The organism is Pseudomonas sp. 10B238 (assembly GCF_000970615.1).
Classification (GTDB): Bacteria; Pseudomonadota; Gammaproteobacteria; order Pseudomonadales; family Pseudomonadaceae; genus Stutzerimonas.
Window position 1 is genome coordinate 240,025 of sequence record NZ_KQ033929.1, and the last position, 24,571, is coordinate 264,595.

20 protein-coding genes and 1 pseudogene are annotated in these 24,571 nt (G+C 61.3%); 9 read left to right on the forward strand and 12 right to left on the reverse strand.

All coding sequences use genetic code 11. The annotated features are described in order from the left end of the window. Nucleotides 1-110: 110 nt before the first annotated feature. The 3 genes from RT21_RS05865 to RT21_RS05875 all read right to left on the reverse strand — a co-directional run bounded on the left by RT21_RS05865 (nucleotide 111) and on the right by RT21_RS05875 (nucleotide 2,138). Nucleotides 111-986 (reverse strand): alpha/beta fold hydrolase, encoded by an 876-nt coding sequence (locus tag RT21_RS05865; RefSeq protein ID WP_046161991.1) that lies wholly within the window; start codon nucleotides 984-986, stop codon nucleotides 111-113. Nucleotides 987-1,065: 79 nt separating this feature from the next. Continuing rightward, a complete protein-coding gene (locus RT21_RS05870; protein ID WP_046161992.1) occupies nucleotides 1,066-1,776 on the reverse strand; it encodes an LrgB family protein in 711 nt (236 codons plus the stop codon). Beyond that, nucleotides 1,773-2,138 carry a CidA/LrgA family protein gene (locus RT21_RS05875; RefSeq protein ID WP_045428905.1) on the reverse strand — a complete coding sequence of 122 codons (366 nt, stop codon included), beginning with the start codon at nucleotides 2,136-2,138 and terminating at the stop codon, nucleotides 1,773-1,775. The genes RT21_RS05870 and RT21_RS05875 overlap by 4 nt, the downstream gene beginning before the upstream one ends. A 390-nt stretch (nucleotides 2,139-2,528) precedes the next feature. On the opposite strand from RT21_RS05875, the gene ccoG reads away from it, so the two are divergent. Both ccoG and mapR read left to right on the forward strand, forming a co-directional pair. Beyond that, nucleotides 2,529-3,938 carry a cytochrome c oxidase accessory protein CcoG gene (gene ccoG, locus RT21_RS05880; RefSeq protein WP_046161993.1) on the forward strand — a complete coding sequence of 470 codons (1,410 nt, stop codon included), beginning with the start codon at nucleotides 2,529-2,531 and terminating at the stop codon, nucleotides 3,936-3,938. A 69-nt stretch (nucleotides 3,939-4,007) separates the two neighbouring features. After that, complete coding sequence (mapR, locus tag RT21_RS05885; RefSeq protein WP_046162126.1) at nucleotides 4,008-5,417, forward strand: GntR family transcriptional regulator MpaR; 1,410 nt, start codon at nucleotides 4,008-4,010, stop codon at nucleotides 5,415-5,417. Between the two features lie 56 nt (nucleotides 5,418-5,473). Here the strand turns inward: mapR and RT21_RS05890 are convergent, their stop codons facing one another. The 5 genes from RT21_RS05890 to RT21_RS05910 all read right to left on the reverse strand — a co-directional run bounded on the left by RT21_RS05890 (nucleotide 5,474) and on the right by RT21_RS05910 (nucleotide 11,966). Next, nucleotides 5,474-6,253: a PhzF family phenazine biosynthesis protein gene (locus tag RT21_RS05890; protein WP_082082126.1), complete on the reverse strand. Its 780-nt coding sequence runs from the start codon at nucleotides 6,251-6,253 to the stop codon at nucleotides 5,474-5,476. A 153-nt stretch (nucleotides 6,254-6,406) separates the two neighbouring features. Then, entirely contained in the window at nucleotides 6,407-9,529 is a 3,123-nt protein-coding gene (locus tag RT21_RS05895; protein ID WP_177327062.1) for a transglycosylase domain-containing protein, read from the reverse strand. A gap of 141 nt (nucleotides 9,530-9,670) precedes the next feature. Continuing rightward, nucleotides 9,671-10,420 carry an MBL fold metallo-hydrolase gene (locus RT21_RS23770; protein WP_046161995.1) on the reverse strand — a complete coding sequence of 250 codons (750 nt, stop codon included), beginning with the start codon at nucleotides 10,418-10,420 and terminating at the stop codon, nucleotides 9,671-9,673. A 3-nt stretch (nucleotides 10,421-10,423) separates the two neighbouring features. Beyond that, the gene (locus tag RT21_RS23775) at nucleotides 10,424-11,353 is read right to left on the reverse strand and encodes a pyridoxamine 5'-phosphate oxidase family protein (protein WP_046161996.1); all 930 of its coding nucleotides are present in this window, start codon (nucleotides 11,351-11,353) and stop codon (nucleotides 10,424-10,426) included. Between the two features lie 13 nt (nucleotides 11,354-11,366). Then, entirely contained in the window at nucleotides 11,367-11,966 is a 600-nt protein-coding gene (locus RT21_RS05910; protein WP_046161997.1) for a glutathione S-transferase family protein, read from the reverse strand. 147 nt (nucleotides 11,967-12,113) lie between these two features. Between RT21_RS05910 and RT21_RS05915 the strand changes: the two genes are divergently transcribed. Continuing rightward, nucleotides 12,114-12,674: a TetR/AcrR family transcriptional regulator gene (locus RT21_RS05915; RefSeq protein ID WP_046161998.1), complete on the forward strand. Its 561-nt coding sequence runs from the start codon at nucleotides 12,114-12,116 to the stop codon at nucleotides 12,672-12,674. Nucleotides 12,675-12,698: 24 nt separating this feature from the next. Here the strand turns inward: RT21_RS05915 and RT21_RS05920 are convergent, their stop codons facing one another. Both RT21_RS05920 and RT21_RS05925 read right to left on the reverse strand, forming a co-directional pair. Next, nucleotides 12,699-15,773, reverse strand: a complete 3,075-nt coding sequence (locus RT21_RS05920) for an efflux RND transporter permease subunit (protein WP_046161999.1) — start codon at nucleotides 15,771-15,773, stop codon at nucleotides 12,699-12,701. A 5-nt stretch (nucleotides 15,774-15,778) separates the two neighbouring features. After that, nucleotides 15,779-16,876: an efflux RND transporter periplasmic adaptor subunit gene (locus RT21_RS05925; protein WP_046162000.1), complete on the reverse strand. Its 1,098-nt coding sequence runs from the start codon at nucleotides 16,874-16,876 to the stop codon at nucleotides 15,779-15,781. A gap of 95 nt (nucleotides 16,877-16,971) precedes the next feature. On the opposite strand from RT21_RS05925, the gene RT21_RS05930 reads away from it, so the two are divergent. Next, entirely contained in the window at nucleotides 16,972-17,625 is a 654-nt protein-coding gene (locus RT21_RS05930; protein ID WP_046162001.1) for a TetR/AcrR family transcriptional regulator, read from the forward strand. An 83-nt stretch (nucleotides 17,626-17,708) separates the two neighbouring features. Here the strand turns inward: RT21_RS05930 and RT21_RS05935 are convergent, their stop codons facing one another. Both RT21_RS05935 and dgt read right to left on the reverse strand, forming a co-directional pair. Then, entirely contained in the window at nucleotides 17,709-18,917 is a 1,209-nt protein-coding gene (locus tag RT21_RS05935) for an ammonium transporter (protein WP_045428926.1), read from the reverse strand. Nucleotides 18,918-19,263: 346 nt separating this feature from the next. Then, the gene (gene dgt, locus RT21_RS05940; RefSeq protein ID WP_046162002.1) at nucleotides 19,264-20,760 is read right to left on the reverse strand and encodes a dGTPase; all 1,497 of its coding nucleotides are present in this window, start codon (nucleotides 20,758-20,760) and stop codon (nucleotides 19,264-19,266) included. Nucleotides 20,761-20,879: 119 nt separating this feature from the next. Here dgt and RT21_RS05945 point away from each other — a divergent pair, with 119 nt between their 5' ends. The 5 genes and pseudogenes from RT21_RS05945 to RT21_RS24355 all read left to right on the forward strand — a co-directional run bounded on the left by RT21_RS05945 (nucleotide 20,880) and on the right by RT21_RS24355 (nucleotide 24,298). Beyond that, a complete protein-coding gene (locus tag RT21_RS05945; RefSeq protein ID WP_046162003.1) occupies nucleotides 20,880-21,068 on the forward strand; it encodes a hypothetical protein in 189 nt (62 codons plus the stop codon). Between the two features lie 38 nt (nucleotides 21,069-21,106). Next, complete coding sequence (locus tag RT21_RS05950; protein ID WP_046162004.1) at nucleotides 21,107-21,784, forward strand: MOSC domain-containing protein; 678 nt, start codon at nucleotides 21,107-21,109, stop codon at nucleotides 21,782-21,784. A 145-nt stretch (nucleotides 21,785-21,929) separates the two neighbouring features. Continuing rightward, nucleotides 21,930-22,250, forward strand: coding sequence for a DUF2025 family protein (locus tag RT21_RS05955; protein ID WP_045428938.1), 321 nt, complete (start codon nucleotides 21,930-21,932; stop codon nucleotides 22,248-22,250). Between the two features lie 218 nt (nucleotides 22,251-22,468). Beyond that, a pseudogene (locus RT21_RS24350) lies at nucleotides 22,469-23,440 on the forward strand (methyl-accepting chemotaxis protein); the annotation flags it as partial. A 78-nt stretch (nucleotides 23,441-23,518) separates the two neighbouring features. After that, nucleotides 23,519-24,298 carry a methyl-accepting chemotaxis protein gene (locus RT21_RS24355; protein ID WP_371263600.1) on the forward strand — a complete coding sequence of 260 codons (780 nt, stop codon included), beginning with the start codon at nucleotides 23,519-23,521 and terminating at the stop codon, nucleotides 24,296-24,298. Nucleotides 24,299-24,571 lie beyond the last annotated feature (273 nt).

The following is a 24,571-nucleotide window of genomic DNA, read 5'->3' on the forward strand; positions in this document are numbered from 1 at the left end:
CCGAGTGACGGAATGAGGTGATCTTCTATTGAATCGCCGGGTGCATGGTTGGATTTTTCTGTACGAACCTATCGCTATGATCGATATATCGCGCCTCGCGATGGCCGACCTCAGGCGAGAAACGCCAGCACTTCTTCCAATAGCAGCTCGGGCACTTCTTCCGGCAGGTAGTGCCCCGCTGGCAGGGCCTTGCCCTGAACGTCTGACGCAACCGCGCGCCATTCCTCAAGCGGATCGAAACAACGTTCGATCACACCCTTGGCACCCCACAGCACCAGCAACGGCGCGGCGATCATTCGCTTGGCAGCACGGTCTTGCCGGTCATGGTCGAGATCAATGCCGGCGCTGGCCCGATAGTCCTCGCAGAACGCATGAACGGTGCCGGGCAGCTTCATGCATCGCAAGTACTCGGCGAACGCGCCCTCGCTGAACGGATGCACATGATCGGCGCGGGTGGCCACGGCGGTGCGCAGGATAAGTTCGGGGTCGGCCTCGAGCAGCGTTTCCGGCAGCGGCGCCGGACGAATCAGGAAGAACCAGTGCCAGTAGGCGCGAGCAAAGGTTTCGTCGGTCTGGCTGTACATCGCCAGGGTCGGCGCGATATCCAGGAGGATAAGACGCCGCACGGCCTGCGGGTGATCCATGGCCAGCCGATGACTGACCCGCGCACCGCGGTCGTGGGCGAGCAGGTCGAAGCGCTCGAAGCCCAACGCGCGCATCAGCTCCACCTGGTCGCGCGCCATCTCGCGCTTACTGTAGGCGATATGATCCTCCCCGCCTTCGGGCTTGCTGCTATCGCCGTAACCGCGCAGGTCGGCCGCCACGACTGTGAAGCGCTGAGCCAGCTGATCGGCCACCTTGTGCCAGATTACGTGCGTCTGCGGGTAACCGTGCAGCAACAGCAGAGGCGGACCGGAGCCGCCCTTGCGATAGTTGATCCGAACGCCGTTGACCTCGCACTCGTTACGCTGGAACTGCTCGAACATGGGACCGCTCCTGAGGGAAGAGCCCTAAGCCTAGGCATAGGCGGGCCGATCGCAACAGCTGTCGATGCAACAAAGCCCCTTAGCCCAGCACCAACGGCAGGAACAATGCGATCAGAATGCCCAGCAGACTCATCCCCAGCGCCGCGAACGCGCCGCACTCGTCACCCTCCTCCAGCGCCCTCGCCGTGCCGATGGCGTGCGCGTTGATGCCATAGCTCAAGCCTCGTGCCGCCGGATGATCGACGCCGGCCCAACCCAGCAACAGCGGCCCAAGCGCGGTGGCAATGACCCCGGTGAGCATGACGAATACCGCTGCCAGAGACGCCAGGCCACCCAGCTGTTCAGCCACCAACATCGCGATCGGCATGGTCGCTGCTTTGGGCGAGAGGCTCATCAGCACCGACAGATCCGCGCCCAGCGCGCCGGCGATCGCCAGGGTCAGCGCAACGCCGAGTACACCACCGGACACCAGCGTGATGAGGATCGGCCAGAACAGCTGCTGGATGCGGCGAATATGGCGGTACAGCGGCACGGCCAGCGCCACGGTCGCCGGGCCGACCAGCACGGCGATCATCGAGGCGTCGGCGCGATAGCTCGCATAGTCGATGCCACACAGGTACAGCGTGCCAACCACCAGCAGCATGCCGACCATGACCGGCTGCAACACCAGCCAACCACTGCGTCGGTACAACGCCAGTGCCAGTTGAAAGGCAATCAGAGTCAGCGCCACGGAGAACAACGGGTGATCAAGGGTCAGCGCCCAAACGCTACGCCAGTCGACGCCGCTCATGCCTGGTCCTCCGTCCGGCGGTCCATGCGTCGGATCAGCCGCTGCATCAGCCAGCCGCAGAACGGCACGGTCACCACCAGCGACAACACCAGCCCGGCGGCAATCGCCGGCAGGTCTGCAAGCAAGGCCTCGCTGCTGGTCATGATTCCCGCCGCCGGCACGATCAACAGCAACGGCAGATACTGCAGCAGCAGCGCGGCGGTTTTTTCCAGCGGTTCGGGAATGCCGCGGCGCAGCAACAGCAGCCCGAACAGCAGCACCATGCCAATGATCGGACCGGGCAGCGCTGGCAGCAGAGAGAGATGGATGACGCTGCCAAGCAGCTGCAGTACGACCAGCCAGGTCAGGCCTTTGAGAATCATCGAGGGTCCTATCAAAACGGTTGAGCGGAACGGGTAATCATGCAGGGAACGGCCGCTGACAGCACGCATCGGCCATACGCGAACGACTATGACTTGCCTCGCTCGCCTCGAAACAGGTGCAGATGGGCACGAAAAAACCGCATCAGCTGATTCCGGGGACTGTGGCCTAGCGTCGCACGGTGCAGGCACGGTGCAGCGACCACATTACCGAGGTGGTCGCCAAAGCCTTACGCTACGGCGGCGCACGCCTTGGATGGACCGTCGAGTGCAGATCCAAACCTGCGCAGCGACCATCTGATGCGTATTTTTCAGCGGTACCTGAGGCTGTTATGCGAAACACCCTGATCAGATCATCGGCGCCGCCTGATATAGCCTGACAGGGGCACCCCAATGACCGAACGCATCCGCGCAACAATCATCGACACCGTCGATCCACGCAAGCCGATACGCCTGACCCCGGCACAGGCGGGCGGGCCGATTCACACCCGCAGTTTTACCGGCCTGTTCCGCAATCTGCGCCTGATCGGCGGCGGACTTTTGTTTCTGCTCTATTTCGGCACCCAGTGGTTGACCTGGGGGGGACGCCAGGCGGTGCTATGGGATTTGAACAAACAGCAATTTCATATTTTCGGGGCGACATTCTGGCCCCAGGATTTCATCCTGTTATCGGCGTTGCTGATCATCGCCGCCTTCGGCTTGTTCTTCATCACTGTGCTCGCGGGTCGAGTCTGGTGCGGCTACGCCTGCCCACAAAGCACCTGGACCTGGGTGTTCATGTGGGCTGAGAAAGTCACCGAGGGTGAACGCAGCCAGCGAATCAAACTGGACGCCGCCCCGCTGTCATTCGGCAAGCTGTTACGACGCGCTGCCAAGCACGCCGTCTGGCTTGCCGTAAGCCTGGCCACGGCGATTGCCTTCGTCGGCTACTTCACCCCGGTCCGTGAACTGGTCATCAATCTGTTCAGTCTGCAGCTGGGCGGAACCACCGCGTTCTGGCTGTTCTTCTTCACCGCCGCGACCTACATCAACGCCGGCTGGCTGCGTGAACAGGTGTGCGTACACATGTGCCCCTATTCACGCTTCCAGAGTGTGATGTTCGATGCCGACACGCTGGTGGTGTCCTACGATGCCACCCGGGGTGAACAACGAGGCGCGCGGCGCAAAGACGCCAACCCAAAGGCCGAAGGCCTTGGCGACTGCATCGACTGCACGCTGTGCGTGCAGGTCTGCCCCACCGGTATCGACATCCGCGACGGCCTGCAACTCGACTGCCTGAGCTGCGGTGCCTGTATCGACGCCTGCGACAGCGTCATGGACAGGATGGGCTACGCCCGGGGGCTGATTCGATATACCTCCGAACGTGCGCTTGAAGGCGGCCAGACCAGGCTGCTGCGACCGCGTCTGATCGGCTATGCCGGAGCGCTGGTGATTATGATCGGTGCCTTCGTCTGGGCGTTGGAAGCGCGACCGACGTTATCCCTGGATGTAACCAAGGACCGCACCCTCTACCGAGAAAATATCGAGGGCCAGATCGAAAACATGTACAGCTTGAAGGTGATCAATAAAACCCAGCAGCCGCACGACTATCTGATCACCCTGGGCGAAGGCCCCTACGAGCTGCACGGCGCGCACCAGATCAGTCTCGCCGCAGGCGAGATCGTCGATATCCCGGTCAGCGTGGCGCTCGTTGACGACAATGTGAACGCGCACGAGAAGCTGCACTTCTCGGTCACTGACGCGAGCGACCCCGCACGCCAGGTAACGGCTCCGAGTAGCTTCATTGCACCAAGGGTTCGATAGGATGGTGGCAGTTCGCATGCGCCCGCTCACGCGGCTGACCGATATTGCCCCTTGCTGAAGCAGAAGCAGATGAAGCGCTACGAGAAATTCGCTGACGAAATTGCCGAACTGATCCGCTCCGGCGTGCTGGCGCCGGGCGAAAAGGTGCCGTCCGTGCGCCATGCTAGTCGCACCTACGGCGTTAGTCCCTCCACCGTGTTCCAGGCGTACTACCTGCTGGAGGATCGCGGATTGATTCAGGCCCGGCCGCGCTCGGGCTATTTTGTTCGCGAGCACGCCAGACGCCTGCTTCCCGAGCCTGAGATCAGCCCACGACTGAGCGAAACCACCGATGTCGACGTTAGCGAACTGGTGTTCTCGGTGCTCGCCTCGCTGCGTGATCCGGACACCGTTCCGTTCGGTTCCGCCTTCCCCAGTCCCGACCTGTTTCCCCTGCAACGCCTGGCACGCTCCATGGCGCAGACCGTGCGCGAGATGCCGGGGCGTGAAGTGATCGCCGAGATGACCACCGGCAACCCCGACCTGCGTCGACAGATCGCCCTGCGCTATATGATCAGCGGAGTCATGCTGCCATTGGACGAACTGGTAATCACCACTGGCGCCATGGAAGCGTTGAACCTCTGCTTACAGGTGGTCACCGAACCGGGGGATCTGGTCGCCATCGAAGCGCCCGCGTTCTACGCCACCTTGCAGGTGCTGGAGCGGCTCAAACTTAAAGCTGTGGAAATCCCGGTTCATCCGCGTGACGGAATCGACCTGGGCACCCTGGAAAGCCGCCTGGGCAGCCTGCCAATCAAGGCCTGCTGGTTCATGAGCAGCCTACAAAATCCGCTCGGCGCGAGCATGTGCGAGGTAAACAAAGAGAAACTCTATGCGTTGCTGCAGCGCCATCAGATCCCGCTGATCGAAGACGACGTCTACGCCGAGCTGTACTTCAACCAGGAGCCGCCGAAACCGGTCAAGAGCCACGACCGTGACGGATGGGTAATGCATTGCGGGTCTTTTTCCAAAAGCCTGGCACCGGGTTACCGGATCGGCTGGGTGGCGGGCGGCCGCTATGCCGAACAGATCAGCCGCCTCAAGCTGATGACGACGATTTCTCCCTCGGTGCCGGCCCAAGCGGCAATCGCTGATTATCTGCAACATGGCGGCTACGACCGCCATTTACGTAAGCTGCGTCATGCACTGGAACGTCAGCAGGGCGAAATGCTTGCCTCCGCCGCGCGTCACTTCCCTGCCAGCACCCGGGTAACGCGGCCCAGCGGCGGCTACTTCCTCTGGTTCGAATTTCCCGAGCGGGTCGATTCGCTGCAATTGTTGCAACTGGCGCTCGCGCAGGGCATCAGCCTCGCTCCGGGACCAATCTTTTCAGCCACCCGGCGCTTTCGCAATTGCGCACGCCTGAACTACGGCCATCCTTGGGACGAGCGCAGCGAGAAAGCGATGGAGCTGCTCGGGCGGATCGTGAAGTCGTTCTAGCGCCCGGTTCGATAGCGGCGCTGCGTGACGCGAGCGCCCCTTCCCACAACCGGGAACTACACCTCAATCGTGCCTTGCAGATACAACACTGCGTGCCCGGCTACGAATACCCGCTCGCCCTCGACCCGGCAATGCAACAGGCCGCTGCGGCGTGACGCCTGCAATGCCAGCAACTGCGTCTTGCCCAGCCGTTCGCTCCAGTACGGCGCAAGGCCTGCATGGATGGAGCCGGTGACCGGGTCCTCGTCGCCGCCGTTGGCCGGCCAGAAATAGCGCGAGACGAAATCCTGCTGACTCCCCGGCGCGGTCGCCACGACATCCAGTGGCGCCAGTGACTTGAGCAGCGCGAGATCGGGTGATAGCTGTCGCACCTGATCTTCATCTTCGTACACGGCAAACCAGGCCTGGCTGCTTTTCAACACCGTCTGCGGCAAGGTGCGAAGGCCATTGGACAGCTCGACCGGCGGGTTTTCGACGGGTTCCGGGGCACGGTTGGGAAAGCTCATCTCCAGCAAGCCATCGTTCAACTGGGCGACGCTGATATCACCGACCGCGGCCGCACGGAAGACCAGCGGAGCCGTCGCCAGCTTCTGCCCTAACAGGACGAAAGCACTGGCCAAGGTGGCGTGCCCGCAGAAATCGATTTCGGTGATCGGCGAGAACCAGCGAATGTGAAATGCCCCATCAGGCTCACGCACCAGAAAGGCGGTTTCGGACAGGTTGTTTTCCACGGCAATGGCCTGCATCTGCGCGTCACTCATCCATTGCTGAAGCGGCACAACCGCCGCGGAGTTGCCTTTGAACAGCTCATGGGTGAATGCATCGACCTGATAGATCGGCAGTTTCATCGTCGCCCCTCAATCCCATGCAAGGCCCCCGATTGGGCCCGCGAAAAGGATGAGTGTCGCCGAGCGCGGAGTGTTCGGCAAAGGCAACTGCGAGAAGAGATCAGAGCGGTCAGGTATCCCCGACCGCTCGAACCGCTATCGTCAGGACTTCTTAGTGCTCGCCGTCAGCGTCGGCTCCAGCGGCGCACCGACCGGCTGGCATTGCGTCTGCGCGCCGGGTTGCAGGTACGGTTGCAGGATCGGCGCCATGCCTTTGAGCACCTGCACCGGCAGCGCCGACGTAAAGCGGAAGCTGTCCGCGCCGCGCCCCGGAACATAGGCGGTCAGCGTGCCGAAGTGGTTCGGCCCGAGATAGAACACGAAGGTTGCAGTGCGGTTCAGCGCCAGAGAGCTGATCAGCCGGCCGCCGGCACCAACGGTCTGGATCCGGTTGTCGCCCGTTCCGGTCTTGCCGCCGACACGCAGTGCTTCACCGTCAGCCTGCACAAAGCTGCCACGCAGGCGCCGCGCCGTGCCCCCCTCGACCACAGTTGCAAGCGCTTCGCGCAAGGCCGTCGCAACCTCACTCGGCAGCACCCGCACGCCCACATCCGGCTGGATGCCGAGGCGAGTCTCGTACGGCGTATCGCTGGCGAAATGCAGGCTGTCGATGCGCACGCTCGGCAGCCGCACGCCGTCGTTGACGATGATGCCCATCAACTCGGCCAGCGCCGCCGGACGATCACCCGAACTGCCCAGCGCGGTGGCCAGCGAAGGCACCAGATGGTCGAACGGATAGCCAAGACGCTGCCAACGGCGATGGATATCAGTGAACGCCTCGACTTCCAGAATGATGCGGATGCGGCTGTCCCGTGCGCTCTTGTGGCGACTGCGGAAGAGCCAGCCATACACTTCCTGGCGCTCGGCGCTACTGGCCGCGATCACTTCGGTAATACCCGCCTCGGGATGCTTGATCAGATAACCCAGCAGCCATAGATCCAGCGGGTGGACCCGGGCTATGTAGCCTTGGTCCGGCAAGCTGTACGACCCCGGCGCATAGCGCTCGTACAGCGAGTCGAGCGCCTTGTCGGTGAGGTCCGCAGTCGGCAGACGGGCCTTGAGGAAGCGCTCGAACGCTGCGCGATCTGCCTCGGGCATTAGATAACGATGCACCGCAGCCAGCCTCGATGGCGTTGGCCGCATGCCGTCCAGCAGTGCTTCGATGCGTTCGACCGCGGTCTTGTCGCGGTACTTGCGCCAGAAGCGCTGGAGAAAAACCGACCCTTCACGATCGGCAAAGCGCTGCAGGTACTCTCGCCGCTCGGGATTGTCGTCACTTCTAAGCAGCTCTGCGCCGTTGGAGGTCTGGTAGGTGCTGTAGCTCACCAGATCGCGCATCAACCGAACGAACGGTAGGTTGATCGACTCCTGAAGTGCTTCGCGCATGGTTGGCAGGCGGCCATCATCTTCACGGCGGAAGTTGCCGAACCGGTGCATGCCGGCGCCAGTGAAGAAGCGCTCGGTCGGGCTGGCCGAGTAGCGCCGTTCCAGCGCGGCATCAAGCATCGCCGGCAAATTGCGATCCTCATGCTGAATTAGATAAGCCAGGGCCCAGCGGGTCAGCGGATCCAGCGCCTCGGCCTTGCGCAAGGTGGCGACATCGCTCGTCGCGTAGCGCTCGTGCAGCTCGGCAATGACCTCGAGATAGGTCGTCAGTACCCGCAGCTTCGCGGTCGAGCCCAGCTCCAGCTTGCTGCCCTCGTTGATATCGAACGGCTGGTTGGTGTTATCGGTCTGCACCCGTACGCGAAAGCCCTGCTCGCCGCGCTCGAACAGCGTGAAGCTGTAGCGCACGTCGCCGGTACGCTCAGGTGACAACATGCGCTCGCCGAACAAACCCGCCTCGCCGGCGAACGCCGGATCGGCCAGTCGATGCAGGTAGTTGCTGATCTGTCCCTGCAGTTCGCCGTGCAGCGGCGTGGTCGCGGCCAGATCGAGACGATCGAGTTCATACAACGAAACACCCAGCAGGTTGCTGAGGCGCATCCGAGCCGCCGTGATGCCTTTGCTGGACGGCACCTCTCGGATACCCGGCTCGAGGCGCAGGTCCCGGAACACAACCTTCTGCTGCAAGGCGGCATTACGCAGCCGTGTATTGATGACGCCGCCGTTCGCCAATAGGCGGATATGACTGTCGGTGAGTTCCGCCATGGCGTCGCGCCCTGCCCCGAGGTAATACGACGGGCGCCGCTGAGCGATCAGCAGCGAGAGCACCTGACGCAGCGCCAGCCCCTGCGTTTCATAGCTGACGCCCGCGTTACGGCGAGCATCGAGCACCCGGTTGACCTCGGCAAAATCGACGCCGTACCAGAGGCGCAGACCGTCGGCGATGCCGTGCACCTCGCCGTGGCCGTAGGCGGCCGAGAGCGGCACGCTGTTGAGGTAGTCACGCACGATGCGCTGCCGGGTGACCATGGTCTGCTGGCCTTCGCGGTAGGTACGGACGCTGGCAGAAATCATCTGCCGAATCTTTTCTTCAGCGTTGCCCGTGCGTCCTTCCGGCGAATGACGGTATTTCTCGACCTGCGTTGCCAAGGTACTGCCGCCAGCCGCCTGGACCGGCAGGCCGAGCTTCTTCTCGACCTGGCTGACCGCCGCCATGGTGAAACGTGGCCAATCCACCGCGGGGTTGGCACGGGGGCGGCCGGCGTCGAGCAGTCCGCGATCCTCGATGAACAGCAGGCTCATCGCGATGACCGGCGGTACGTCATCGAAGGTCTCGTAGTATTGGTGCGGATAACTGTTGGCATACAGCGGCTCGCCTCGACAATCGTCGATGGTCAGTCCTGCCTGGGATTTTTCCGGATAGGGTACGAAGAAGCCGCGGTTGACGTAGCGCAGCAACGCGGGTGAAAAACTCACCTGCTGCTGCACACTGAACCCCCGTTGGGTCAGCCGTTCCAGGAACGTCGGCAAGGCCGCATAGCCCAGACGGCGGTCGAATGGTCCGGCCTCGGGAAACTTGATACTACGGCTCGCACCGGGCTCGAGCTGGTAGTCCAGATTCTCGGCGTAACGGTTAAGCCACAGCGCCTGCAGTTTCGAGGTGTGCATCTCATGCCAGGCGGCATAACCGCCCCCGGCAAGCAATGAAACGCCCAGGAACACGCCCATGCGGCGCGCCAGACGGCTGCCGTGCGTACGTGTTCGCCCAGGCTTGTCAGCAGATGGCGCGCGCTTGCTGCCGTCTGCCCGAGATGTGTCGTTTCGCCATACTGCGCCCATCGTTTCCGGCCTGGCTTCTGATAGAAAAATACAGGCTTAAGCTTAGCTGTCGAGGCATCGCTCGACGTGCTCGAACAGACGAACGGAAGGGCTCAAAACGGCGATCTGCGAACGAATTTCAGGGCTAGTTCAATGGCGCAATCACTCGACCCAACGGGGATAGAAACCGAGGCGAGCCTGCAGCCGGACATCCTGCAATCGGTAGACCTCGGCGGGCAGCGCCTCCGCGCGGCTTTCGGAGCTCAGGGCATCCCCTCGAAAGAAGAAACGTCGACCATCATCGAGAGTGAGAAGCAGGCCCAAGGCACCATGACCGGCCAGCTTCACCAGCACTAGCCGTTCGTCGCCAAACAGATCGAGACTCTCCCCGAACCCGTAAACAGCGCGGCGTTCCAGGCGAAGTGGCTGCCACCTGACCCCGTGAGAAAACTGCCCCGGTATGACCGCGGGTGGCGTGGCGCTTTGCGCGTAGCGAATGCTTTCAGGGCTTGCGAGCACCGGCAGTTCGGCAAAATCCACCAGACCAGAGGCATGATTCCAGCGTGCACAGCCCAGCACCACCTGGTCAATGGCCAAGCCATCCTCATCGAACTGGTCTCGCGCCGGCTGCACTGCACTGTAGCGTTTAGCGCGCCAAGGGATTACGCCGTTCAGCTGAGCGTCGATATGCCGTCCGAGCCCCGTACCGAACAACAGGCGGCTACCCCGGTGTTCGATCAGCACGGCGACATGATTGAACTCGGCTGGCGGCAGCCAACCACCGTCACGCCAGGCATATTCACCGCTGGAAATGGTCCGCCCGGTTTGGACGAGGCTGAAGCGCAACTCCGCTGCCGACAATGCGCCGGAGAAAAGTATCAACAACACAGCCAGACTCTTCAGGATACGCATGGCTCAAACTCCCGTTCCAGGCAGAAACGGCGAACTGTCATGCCCAGCAAATGCCAGCGGCAGACGTGAGCGCCGCAGTGTCCAGTGACCGGGCTCCAGCGCGAGCAGCCGTTCGGCTCCAGGCAGAGCCGAAACGCCCAGCGCTGCGTACTGCTCGGGCCAGACTACTTCTGCCCGGGCCTGTAGCTGGAGCAGATCGCCAGTGGCGAAATCGATGAACAGCAGACCGCAGCGGGGTTCACGGACCAGATTGCCAAGCGTGTTGAACAGCCGGTTTCCACTGTAATCCGGCATCCAGAGTCGGCCGTCCCGACCGAGCTCGACGAAGCCCTGCGGCCCGCCACGGTGTGAGACGTCTGCACCGCCGCCCTCCGGGTCCCGGCTGTGGCTGGCGATGAACAGGGTGTCCGCCTGCCTGACCAGGCCCAGCCATTCGTTGGCCAATCCATGCCCCTCGAGCGTCTGCCCCGGCTGGCGCGGAGCCGTATGGCACTGTCGCGCCTGGATGTACTTCGGGCAATTGCCGAATGCCTGCGCCACGGCCACGCTGAAGCCTTGCGCATCGCGTTGGAGGATTCGTCCGTTCAACCGGTTTCGACGGCGCGTCGGCCACTCCAATCCCAACAAGCCAACGGGGCTGTGCGGTTGCAGCAACGGTGCAATCGGATCATCCGCTTGCATGCTGGCCTCGACACACAACAAGCCCGGGTGCGGCGACCAGGCAAACCCGGGTTCGCCACAGAGCACCGAAGCATAGGGTTGCCCTTCGCTGTCTGATGCAGCGACCAGTAATGCTGGCAGCTGTGCGAAGAACTCCCGGTGCTGTTCCGGCATGACCGAGTGGATCATTCGACTGCCGATCTGCTCGGCTTTTTCGCGCACGCCGACACGGCTCTGTACCCACTGTTCGCCGGCATGGAAAGGACTGGCCATGGCGCTTGCCTCCTTACTCCAGACCGGGCATGCCGACGTAACCCGGCAGCTGGCGAATACGAGAGCACCACGCCCTAACTGCGGCAAACGGTGCGAGATCGAGACCGCCCTCCCCGGCCAGCGCCGCGTAGGGGTATATCGCGATGTCGGCGATGCTCGGGCCGGCCGTTTCAGCGAGCCAAGCGTGCTGCGCAAGCTGTTGTTCAAGCATGTTGATGGCGGCCACGGCACGGTGTGCGGCTAATGCTTCGTCGATTGGCCTGCCGAACAGACGCCCCGCACGGGCAGTGGCTGGGCCATGGTGCATCTCGTTGGCCGCGAAGCTCAGCCAGCCGACGATGCGCGCCTGAGCCAACGCATCCTGCGGGAACCAGGCTTCATCGGCATAGCGCCGCGCCAGATAAACGAGGATGGCCTGAGAGTCGATCACTCGGAGCTCGCCGTCCTCAAGTACCGGCACTTGCCCGCGTGGGTTGGTCGCCAGGAACGCTGACTGCCGGTGCTCACCCTTGAGCACATCCACCGGCACCCGTTCAGCCGTTTGGCCGATCAAACCAAGAAACAGGCGAACCTTGTAGCAATTGCCGGACAGGGTCATGTCGTAGAGTTTCATCGTGTCGCTCCTTGAGGATGGGCCTGAATCAGGCACGACTGGATAATAGACAGACCTGTCTGTACACTTCAAGCGCAATGTATCGATCAGCCGACAATTGGAGAGAACAGTTTCGCTCCCGCATAATGGCCGGCCGAGGAGACCTAAATGGCAACCAACAAGCGCGACCTGCTGCTCGCCACTGCGGAGCGGCTGTTCTACACAGAGGGCTACCACGCTACCGGCATCGATCGGATTCTCAGCGAATCGGGCGTGGCCAAGATGACCCTGTATAAGCACTTCAAGTCGAAGGACGAACTGATCCTGGCGGTGCTGGAAGCGCGCCAGCTGCCGATGCTCGAGCGTTTGCGAGAGGCGCGCAGCGCGTTGCCGCCGCGCAAGGCGCTGCTGAGCGTTTTCGATGGACTGAACAATATGATTCACAGCCCAACCGCGTTCTGTGGCTGTCTGTTCATCAACGCAGCGGCCGAATATCAGGATCGAGAACACCCGATCCATCAGCGCGCAGCGGGATACAAGGCGCAATTTCAGCACCATCTGCGCGAGCTGCTGGAAGTACTCGATGCACCGCAGCCTCAGCAGCTTGCACGCCAGCTGCAATTTCTTATCGAAGGCGCACTGAGCATGGCGCACATAGAAGGCCCGGAGGACCAGGCGCTGCTGGCCAAGGCCTCAGCGGAGCAACTGCTGCAGGCCGCCGGCGTCTAGGCGGACGCCGACTCCCCTCAGGCCTCAGCTTTGAGGCGCTTCCTTGACCCGGAACCAGGCGGCGTAAAGCGCTGGCAAAAACAGCAATGTCAGCGCGGTCGCGACGATCAACCCGCCCATGATCGCCACCGCCATCGGTCCGAAGAATACACTGCGTGACAGCGGTATCATCGCCAACACCGACGCCAGCGCTGTCAGCACGATGGGCCGGAAGCGTCGAACCGTGGCATCGATGATGGCATTGAAACGATCCTGCCCGGCGCCAATGTCCTGCTCGATCTGATCCACCAAAATCACCGAGTTGCGCATGATCATGCCGGACAGCGCGATAGTGCCGAGCATCGCTACGAAACCGAACGGCTTGCCGAACAGCAGTAGGAACAGTGCTACGCCAATCAGCCCCAGCGGCGCGGTCAGGAACACCATCGCCGAACGTGAGAAGCTTTTCAGCTGCAGCATCAGCAGGCTCACCACAACGATGATGAACAGCGGCATTCCGGCATTCACCGAGGCCTGGCCGCGACTGGAGTCCTCGACGGTTCCGCCGACTTCCAGCAGGTAACCGCTGGGCAGCGCCTCGCGTACCTCACTCAGGGTCGGCTCGATCTGTTGCACCAGCGAGGCCGGCTGCTGATCGCCATAAATGTCGGCACGCACCGTTACCGTCGGCATCCGATTGCGATGCCAGATCACACCCTCTTCGAAGCCGTATTCCAGGGTTGCGACCTGCGACAAAGGCACACTGCGGCCGCTGGCTGTGGGAATCGCCAGGCTGGGCAACATGGACAGGGTTTCGCGTTCGCGTGCAGTGCCACGAATCAGGATCTCGATCAGCTCGTTATCTTCCCGGAACTGGCTCGCCGTGGTGCCGGTAAAGGTGCGCTTGAGGAAGTTCGACAGTTCAACCGTACTGACGCCCAGCGCACGGGCACGATCCTGATCCACGTTCAGCCAGACCACCTTGCTCGGCTCCTGCCAGTCGAGATGGACGTTAGCCACATAGGGGTTCTCGCGCACCTTGGCCGCGACCTGACGTGCCAGCTTGCGCACCACATCAATATGCTCACCAGTGACTCGGAACTGCACCGGATAGCCCACGGGCGGACCGTTTTCCAGACGACTGACGCGGCCGCGCAAGGCTGGGAAATCTTCCCGCAATCGCTCGATCAGCCAGCTACGTAACGCCTCGCGCTGCTCGATACTGTCAGCCAATACCACGATCTGAGCGAAGCTGGTGGCCGGCAGCTGCTGATCCAGCGGAAGGTAAAAACGCGGCGACCCGCTACCGACATAGGCCACATAGTTGTCGATGCCGGCGCGGTCCTTGAGCATCTCCTCAAGGCGATGGACCTCGGCTTCGGTGGCCTTGAGCGAGGCACCTTCAGCGAGCTTCAGATCGACCATCAGCTCCAGACGACCGGAGGCGGGAAAGAACTGTTGCGGCACGATACGAAACAATCCGATCGCGCCGACGAACGCCAACAAGGTCAGGATGATGACCGTCTTGCGCCGCTGCACACACCAATGGATCACGCGCCGCACGCGCTGGTAGAACGGCGTCGAATACGGGTCGTGCCCCTGCTCGCTGCCGCCATGCTTTTGCGCATGACGCTTGGCCAGATCGGGTAGCAGCTTCTCGCCCAATAAGGGCACGAACACTACGGCGGCGATCCAGGAGGCGATCAGGGCGATGGTCACCACCTGGAAGATCGAGCGCGTGTATTCGCCCGTACTGGACTGCGCGGTGGCGATCGGTAGAAAGCCCGCTGCGGTGATCAGCGTACCGGTGAGCATCGGAAAGGCCGTGCTGGTCCAGGCGTAACTCGCGGCCTTGAGCCGGTCGAACCCCTGCTCCATTTTGATCGCCATCATTTCCACTGCGATGATCGCGTCGTCCACCATGAGTCCCAACGCCAACACCAGCGCACCCAGGGAAATCTTGTGCAGACCGATGTCCAGGTAATGCATGGCCGCGAAGGTCATGGCCAATACCAGTGGGATCGACAGCGCGACCACCAGCCCCGTACGGACACCCAGCGAGAAGAAGCTCACCAGCAGCACGATCACCAGGGCCTCGATCAGCACCTGGACGAACTCGCCCACACCTGTCTTCACGGCCGCAGGCTGGTCCGAGACCTTGCGCAACTGCATGCCCGCCGGCAATTCCTGCTGCAGTCGTGCGAACGCCTCTTGCAGCGCCTCGCCGAGCACGAGGATGTCGCCTCCGGGTTTCATCGACACCGCCAGGCCGATCGCCGGTTCGCCCATGTAGCGCATGCGCGGCGCGGGCGGATCGTTGAAACCGCGATAGACCTCGGCAACATCACCGATGCGGAAGGTGCTGCCGGCCACTCGGATGGGGAAGTCGCGAATTTCCTTTACCGTCTCGAAGCTACCGGTAACGCGTAATTGAACACGGTCACTGGGTGTCTCGACGAACCCCGCCGACATGACGGTGTTCTGCGCTTCGAGCGCCTGTTTGACCGCCTCCAGCGGCACGCCGAGATTGGCCAGCTTGACGTTGGAAAGCTCAATCCAGATCTTCTCGTCCTGTAAACCGATCAGCTCGACCTTGCCGACGTTTGCGACACGCTGCAGCTGTAACTGGATGCGATCGGCGTAATCCTTGAGCACGGCGTAATCAAAGCCTTGGCCGGTCAACGCGTAGATGTTGCCGAACGTGGTGCCGAATTCATCATTGAAGAATGGGCCCTGCACACCGGCGGGCAAGGTGTGGCGGATGTCGCCGACTTTCTTGCGGATCTGATACCAGAGGTCAGGGATCTGCTCGGAGTGCATCGAATCGCGCGCCATGAACGTCACGTTGGATTCGCCCGGCCGTGAAAAGGACACGATGCGCTCGTACTCTCCCGTTTCCATCAGCTTCTTTTCGATGCGCTCGGTGACCTGCTGCGAGACTTCTTCGGCGGTCGCGCCGGGCCACTGGGTCTGAATCACCATCGCCTTGAAGGTAAAGGGCGGGTCTTCGCTCTGACCGAGCTTGCTGTAAGAGAGCGCCCCGACCACGGCCATCAACAGCATTAGATAGACAACGATCTGCCGGTTACCCAGCGCCCAGGCGGAAAGATTGAAGCGCATCGTGATTACTCCTGCGCTGCCAGCACGACCGGACGGTTGTCACGATCGACCGCCCTCACCGCCTGGTTCTCGTGGAGCATCTGCACACCCGCCAACACAATCCAATCGTCGGCATGCAAGCCTTTGAGAATCGGCACCGAGGATTCACCGAAGGCCCCCGTTTGTACGACGACGCGCTCAAGAGTGGCGTCCTCCCTGACTCGCCAGACGTAAGCGTTGCCCTGCTCGGCCGTGACCGCCGAAAGCGGCACGGCCAACGGCACCTCGCCGTTGCTTCGGATCGACACCAGCGCGCTCTGGCCAAGTTCGGCAGGCACCTCGGCATCATCGAAGGCAACGCGGGCAGAGTAGGTCCGCGACTGCGCGTCGGCAGCTGGTGATAGCTCGCGGATGTGGCCGGCATAGGTCTTGCCCGGCTGCGACCAGATTTCCACCGAAACAGGTTGGCCGACCGAGTAGCGTTCCAACGCCTGCTCCGGCAGGTTGATGGCCACCTCGCGTTCGCCATCGGCAGCCAGGACAAAAGCCGTCTGACCAGCGCCAACCACCTGCCCCACCTCAACCCGACGCTGAGCAACCACGCCTTCGTGCGTCGCTCGCAGGATGGCGTAGCCGACCTGGTTGTTGGCCACGTCGAATTCCGCACGGGCTTGTTGCAGACGTGCCTGTGCGGAGCGATAGGCGTTTTCAGAAGAGTCGAATTGCGAGCGACTGACCAGTTGGCGATCCATCAAGGTCTTGTAGCGCTCATGCTCGGCACGGGCGACCCGCAAGTTGGCTTCCGCCGCCGCTACCTGAGCACGCATACCCTCGAGTTGCAGCCGCACATCCTGCGGATCGAGCTTGGCCAATGGTTGATCCTTGCTCACCCGCTCGCCGGCTTCGACCATCCGCTCCGTGACCTTGCCTGCAATGCGAAACGCCAGTTCGGGTTCGTAGCGCGCATGCACCTCGCCCGGATAGCTTTCAAAGGCCTCACTGGCAGGCTGTGGCTGAACCACCATCACCGGCCGCGTCGAGAGTTGCTCAGGCTCGTCATTACCGCAACCGGCAAGCAAAACGAAACCAAAAACACCGAGGAAGGGCAAGGCATGTCGGAACACGTCGAATCTCTCTCTGTCGCGAGGCGGGTTCTAATACTTATACTGCGCGGTATAGTAAAAATACCGAACTCACCAGTCTAGTATTAAAAACGCCCATGACCGAAAGCTCACCCGTACCGTCTGGCCCAGGCCGTCCGAAGGACCCCGCCAAGCGCGAAGCGATCCTGGCGGCTGCCCAAACTCTGTTCCTCGGCAATGGCTATGAAGGCAGCAGCATGGACGCCATCGCCGCCGAAGCCGGCGTATCGAAGCTCACGCTGTACAGTCATTTCAAAGACAAGGAGGCGCTGTTCGGCGCTGCGGTAAAGGCAACCTGCGAGACGCGTCTGCCGCGCCGGCTGTTCGTGCTGGAGGATGGCCGTGAGTTCCGTTCAGTCCTGCTGGATATTGCCCAGGCTTTTCACGAGCTGGTCATCAGCCCCGAATCCATCGGCCTGCACCGACTGATGGTGGCAATGGCGGCCCAGAACCCGACGCTGTCGCGGATGTTCTTCGATGCAGGCCCACAGAAGCTGTTGCTCGATCTGGAGCAGCTGCTCGACCAGGCGCACCGGCGCCAGTTGCTGGATGTGCCCGAGCCGATGCGCGCCGCGGAACATTTCTGTTCGTTGATTAAAGGCGCCGCTCATTTTCGTCTGCTGATCGGCTATGCCGAGCGACTGGACGCCGAAGATGGGAAGCGGCATGTCGAGGATTGCGTCGCCCTGTTCATGCGCGCCTATGCCGGCGAGACCGACACGGTCGATTGAACGGGCAGCTCAGGGATCCCACTGCGGCAATCAACCCGAATCACCAAAAAAACCGGCCGCATCGTAAGGCCGGCATCCTCAAGTCAGTCGTGGCTCAACGCACCGATGCGGTGGATTGACAGGTCGGCACCGTTGAATTCTTCTTCCTGGCTCAGGCGAATGCCAACAGTGGATCTGAGCATGCCGTAGACCAGGAAGCCGCCCACGAGCGCGACCAGCACACCCAGGCCCGTGCCTATCACTTGACTGATAAGGCTGATGCCGCCCAGTCCCCCAAGGGCATGCTGACCAAAGATTCCGCAAGCCAGCCCGCCCCAAACGCCGCAGAGGCCATGCAATGGCCAGACGCCGAGCACATCGTCGATCTTCCATTTGGCCTGGGCCGCGGTGAATGCCCAGACGAACAAGGCACCCGCTACCACGCCCGTCGCTAATGCACCGATGGGATGCATCAGGTCTGAGCCTGCGCAGACCGCTACCAGCCCAGCCAACGGCCCGTTGTGGAGAAAGCCTGGGTCGTTGCGGCCAACCGCCCATGCGGCCGCTGTTCCGCCAACCATGGCCATCAGTGAGTTGATCGCCACCAGCCCACTGACCCCTTGAAGAGTCTGAGCACTCATCACGTTGAAGCCGAACCAGCCCACGATGAGGATCCATGATCCCAGTGCCAGGAAAGGTATGTTCGACGGGGCGAAGGCCACCAGACGGCCATCGCGGTATCGACCATTGCGTCGACCGAGCAGAATCACCGCGCCGAAAGCGAGCCAACCGCCCATACCGTGCACCACTACCGAGCCGGCGAAATCATGGAACGGGGCACCAAACTGCGCTTCCAGCCAGGCCTGAACGCCGAAATTGCCGTTCCACATCATGCCTTCGAAGAACGGGTAGACGAACGCAACGATCAACAAGGTAGCGCACAGCTGCGGCCCGAATTTGGCGCGCTCGGCAATGCCGCCGGAAATGATTGCAGGTATCGCTGCAGCAAACGTCAGCAAGAAGAAGAACTTGACCAGTGAATAGCCGTTTTCGGCGATAAGCTGATCCGCTGGCTGTAGAAAGGTCACGCCGTATGCGACCCAATAGCCGATAAAAAAATACGCCAATGTCGAGACGGCAAAATCGGCGATGATTTTTGACAGGGCATTGACCTGATTTTTCAGGCGTACGGTCCCGACCTCGAGAAAGGCGAAACCGGCATGCATCGCCAGGACCATCACAGCGCCCATCAGGATGAACAGGGTATTGGCACCGTGAATCAGGACTTCTACCGCACTGCTTGGGTTATCCATCTACTACGTCCTATGGAAAGCGCACCAAAACAGCAATCCACACCAATCAAACGCACCAACTTGCACCACGATTGGTTGAAGGCTTGCCATCAACTGTTGCGGCGGACTTTCGAGATGGCCGTCTCTCGAAAACCGAAGCGTTATTTTTCAGACACTTACGGTTAATTCCGCCTGATTTCGCAGTCGATCGTTGCGCCATTACGGGGCTACGCTCGATCCGCACGCACCAGACAAATGCAAGCGCTATACCAACGAAACGGCAGCGCGGGCAATTTTGGCGCATCGGAGGTGGGCTACAGGCAAATCGGACGATGATGCCTGCCAGAACAGCAGGCATAGACGGACGTTATAAAGCTGAGAGCGTGCGGTATTCGTCCTGGGCCAGCTGGTCGGTCATTCCGCTGACGAAGTCCTGCAACATCCGGCAGCGGTAGTAGAACTCCCACAATGGCTGCACTTCACTGCCTTCAGGGTGCGCTTTCAGCGACTCGTGGTAGGCCTTGATCAGTTGGCTGGGCAGGCGGCGGGCGAGCATCTGCAAGTGCGGCTCGCTGCGACAACGGCCTTCCGTCAACGCCTGGAAGGTCTCTGGTGCGACGGCCAACAGCGGCGAATAGGCATCCAGCAGCCCTTGCAAAATCCGGTAGCCCTGCAGTTGCAAGGTTTCGACTTCTCGGTGACAGAACACCCGGTCCATCGCGACATCCTTGAAGGTCTGCACGATGGCGTTGGCAAGACTTGCGTCCTCCAGCAGTGCACGATCGAGCGTGCCGTCGTAAACCGCCTCAATATGCTCGATGAACTGCTGGGCGGCGTGTTGCACCAGCGGGTGTACCAGATTCACACGCAGCCAGATGAAAAATTCGCCCACCTTGTTGATCGGCTCCTTTGCAGCACGCGCCTGGGCGTACTCGACCATGCTGCGAAAACTGCGGCCGGTGCTCGCAATCGCCTCGTCGGGCGAGCCGTGCTCGGTGAATTTGGCGATTAGCAGCTGAGATAGCTGCTCGATGGTGAAGATACCCTTCTCTACCGAGTCTTCAATGTCTGCAAGGCAATAGGCGATGTCATCGGCTGCCTCCATGATGTACGCGACCGGGTGCCGCGTGCCTGGCTGCAATCCCAGCGCAGCCTGCAGCTCCTCGACGAATGGCTCCTCCGATAGGTAGAAGCCTGGCTTCTTCAACAGATAGGCACCAGGTGTCCCCTTGGCCGGCTTAGGCGCGTAAGCGGCGCGCACGTATTTGAGCAGGCCCGCCGTCTGTGTGTAGGTCAGATTGAGCCGCAGCAGGCTCACCACCAGCCGGATCGCTTGTGCGTTGCCTTCGAACTGCTCGAGATCGATCAGCATGCGGCTGCGCAATGCGTTGTTGCCCTGCTCGTCCGGCACCGCCGCGCCGAACAGCTTTTCCAGGTGCCGCTTAAACCACTCGCCAATTGCGAACTCGCCAAAGTGCCCGAACGGTGGATTGCCGATGTCGTGCATCAGACACGTCATTTCCACCAGGCTTTCCAGCGCGCCTTCCAGCCCATCCAGGCCGTAATGCGCTGCTCGCTCACCAAGCTGCTTGTACAAAGTGCGCACGATGAAACGGCCGGTCTGCTGGACCTCAAGGGAATGCGTCAGACGACTGCGCACCGCCGCATTGCGCTCCAGCGGAAAGACTTGAGTCTTCTGCTGCAGCCGGCGCACCGCAGCGGAGCTGATGATACGGCCGCGATCGCTTTCAAACTGATCAATGATCAGTGACAGCTCACCCTCTGAGGCTTTGAGACCCGATTCGACGCGTCCATAAGGTCGCTGGCGGGAAATCTTGTCCTTGAAGTTGACGGACCGCGGCATGATTCGAACTCGATTGACGACAGAACCGCGAGCCTAGCGCGGCTCGGAAGCTTTACCAAGCAATCGGGCGACAACGGTGTTGGTCGTTTAGAATCGCCCGCTCAGCTAAAGGAGCAGACATGAGCCGGTCGGAGTTTCATCAGCAACATGCCGAGCGGGCAACAGCCGAAGCGCGACGACTATTGGAACACCGAGAGATATTGGGTCCGCGCTGGCTGGCCTGGGTCGCCACCGAGCTGTATCAGCTGAAGCCGCCGGAGTTTGCCGCCATGGTGCGCCGAGAGCTGGCCCGACTCAACGAAGCTTGAAAAGCCCTTGCCCTTTATCATCCATTCAGAGCACCGTCATGCAATGGCCGGTTGAAGGCCCCTTTCTACGCGACCAACTGCTGCGGTTGCCGGGCACCGAGAAGCTTTCGGGCATAGACAAGCAACGCGCCACGAATGACGTCTGGCTCGATCTCAACGGGCTGCAAGGTGACCGTGTCGCCGATCACCGTTTCCATGGCGGGCCGGATCGCAGCCTTTGCCATTACCCGGCCGATCATTACCGACATTGGTGCAGGCTGTACCCCCACCTGCAAGCGATCGGCCCAGCCGCGTTTGGCGAGAATCTTTCAACGTTGGGCCTGGATGAACGACAGGTCTGCATCGGTGATCGCTTTCGCTGGGGTGACGCCCTGATCGAGGTCAGTCAGCCCCGCTCACCTTGCAGCAACCTCGACCGACGACATGACGCCGGAGGCCTAGCCCGGCAACTGGCCAAAAGGGGCAGAACCGGATGGCTGTACCGAACCCTGGAACCCGGCGCTGTTCGCCCTGGCGCTGATCTGCATTTGATTGATAGGCCGTGCCCGACCGCCAGCGTCTTGCGCGTCTGGCGCGGATTCATGAATGAGGACATCAGCGATACCGAACTCACCTGGCTGGCCGGTCTGTCGCCGCTTGCAAGCGAATACCGCACGCGCTTTCGTCAACGCCTGGACAGTCGACGCAGGCAACAGGATCAGGGTGCGTTGTTCTGATGACAGCAAGCGGCGTCGTGCCGCTGTTCAGACGCAACGCTGACCGCGACAATGCGTTCCATCGAGCGACCCCAAAAGTAAGGTCGCCAAGCACATCAAACACCTGCCCTGCGTGTAAACCATCCGAATCGATACCGAGGTTTACATGAGCATCACATCCGCCGACATCTGCCAGGCCGCCGACTGCCTGCAAGGTTTTGTGGGTTTCAATGGCAAAAGCGGCAAGCACATCGTCCGGTTCAGCGAAGACTCGTTCGGCATGGATGTCGCCGATACCAGCATCACACCGGCGAGCGAATTCGTCTGGCAGACCGTCGACAACGAGTTGATGACCCTCAAGCGTGAGCTGATCCAGTTGCTGCTGGACCAGAACATCAATGATCGGTTGGCCGTCACAGAGCCGTTACTGGCGTATATGCGCAGGCGGGATTTACCCGAGATCCAGGCGCAACGTGTCAGGCAATGATGTAACAGCCACTAACGACCGAAAACGGAGCCAAGTCATCAGACAACTGCCTCAAGTATTGGCAAATCAAGCCGATGTCATTGTACGACCCATCGTCATCGGCACTGCCAGTCTGAGGTACAACAATGAAAAATCTCAAAGTCAGCTACAAGCTGGCGCTGGGCTTCGCTGCGGTATTGCTGCTCACCATCTGCGTTGCCGCTATCGGCGTGCTCAGCATGGACGCCCTGATTTCACGAAGCGATAAAGCGCAGACCGCTGAAAACCTGCTCAACGAAGCCAATCAGATCCGCTATGCGCAAGTGCGCTTCGAAGAGCGTGGCGACCAGAAGTACGTCGCTCAGGTCACCGACTCGGTGGCTAAAATCGCCCAGCTTGTAGAACAGAAAAAGGCCAGCTTTTCGGAGCCGCAGGACCGCGAGTATCTGCAAGCCATCGTCAACCAGGCTCGGGACTACCAGGCAGCATTTGAGAAGCTCGTCGCGCTGCATGCACTGAAAAAGCAGACGCGTGCCAACTGGGTCGATGCTGGCAACACCACCGACAAGCTGATTGCCAATCTGGAACAACGCTGGAACGGCGTCCAGGGCAATCCGGTCCTGCATCCGACCAGCGACATCGCCAACATTGCCCTGATGACCACCGAGCTTTCCAAGCAGAACCGCCTGCTGCGCTTCACCGTGCGCGGTTATCTGATGGAAGAATCCGAAGCCGCACTGCAGACCCTGAGCCAGCAATTCGAGGCGTTGAACGCGGCCATTTCACCGCTGGAAGAAGAGCTGATCGGCCCTCAAGCCGAAAGCCTGAAAACGCTCAAGGCCAGCGCTACCGAATATGTCGATTTGGTAAAGAAGCTGCCGCCCATCGTAGCCAGCCAACAACAGGCGCGTCAGGACATGGAGGCCATTTTTGCCAAGCTCTACGACCAGGCCCGCAGCATCATCTCCAGCCAGACGGAGAAAAGCGCCAATGATGCCCAGACGAAGAAGATTCAGGTCATCGGCATCACCTTGGCGGCGGTTGTCCTGGGCGTCCTGATCGGCTGGCTGATCGTCCGTCAGATTACGCAGCCACTCAACCAGGCAGTGCAGATCGCCGAGCGCATCGGCGCTGGCGACATGACCGGTCAGGCTCCGGAGCCGCGCCACGACGAGTTCGGCCAATTGCTTCAGGCACTGGGCAAGACGCGCGGTAACCTGCAAACGCTGATCGGGCATATCGGCGGCATCACCACGCAGCTGGCCACTGCCTCGGAGGAATTATCTGCGGTGACCGAGCAGACCAGTGCCGGCGTTAGCAGCCAGCGCCAAGAAACCGATCAGGTCGCCACGGCCATGCATGAGATGACCGCGACGGTGCAAGAGGTCGCGCGCAATGCCGAAGAGGCGTCAAGCGCAGCCCAACGCGCCGATCAACAGGCCGCCAAAGGCAATAACGTGGTCCAGCGCGCCCTGTCACAGATCGACCGGCTCTCTAGCGAAGTCACGCTTTCGGCTGAGGCCATGACCCAGCTAAACCAGGAAACCGACGGCATCAGCACCGTGCTGACCGTGATCAACGGCATCGCCGAGCAGACCAACCTGCTGGCGCTGAACGCCGCCATCGAGGCTGCGCGGGCGGGTGAAGCCGGTCGCGGTTTCGCAGTGGTGGCCGATGAGGTACGGGGGCTTGCCCAACGCACGCAGCAATCCACCGCGCAGATCGAAGCCCTGATCGCCAACCTGCAGAAAGGCGCCCGCACGGCGTCTGGAATGATGGACAGCAGCAGCACCCTGGCTCGCGATACCGTCACCCTCGCTCGAGAAGTCGGCACGGAGTTGCAAGCCATTACCGAAACTGTCTCGGTCATTCAGGCGATGAACCAGCAGATCGCCACCGCCGCCGAACAGCAGAGTTCGGTGGCCGAAGAAATCAATCGCAGCGTGCTCAGCGTGCGCGACGTCGCCGACCAATCCGCCGAAGCGGCTCGGGAGACGGCCACCTCAACCGCCCGCCTCGCCCAACTGGGCGGTGAGCTGCAGACGCTGATCGGGCGGTTCAAGATCTGATTTTCGCTCACAAGGGTTGGTTAGCCACGGCTACTAGATGTCGCTATCCATTCCTGCATGGCAGGCGTAGGCTCTGTCAGACTATTTCGATCTTCACGCTCACGCCGAGGTGCATTGGCCACAGAGCAGACCCACGCAAGGATGCATCACTAAGCCACCCATCAGCGAGGCGACATCATGAGCAAAGGTATGGATACAAAGAAGAATGCGAAAAAGAAACCCCTCAAGACTGCGCAGGAAAAGCGCGCGGCCAAACGGGATAAAGCCAGCGGA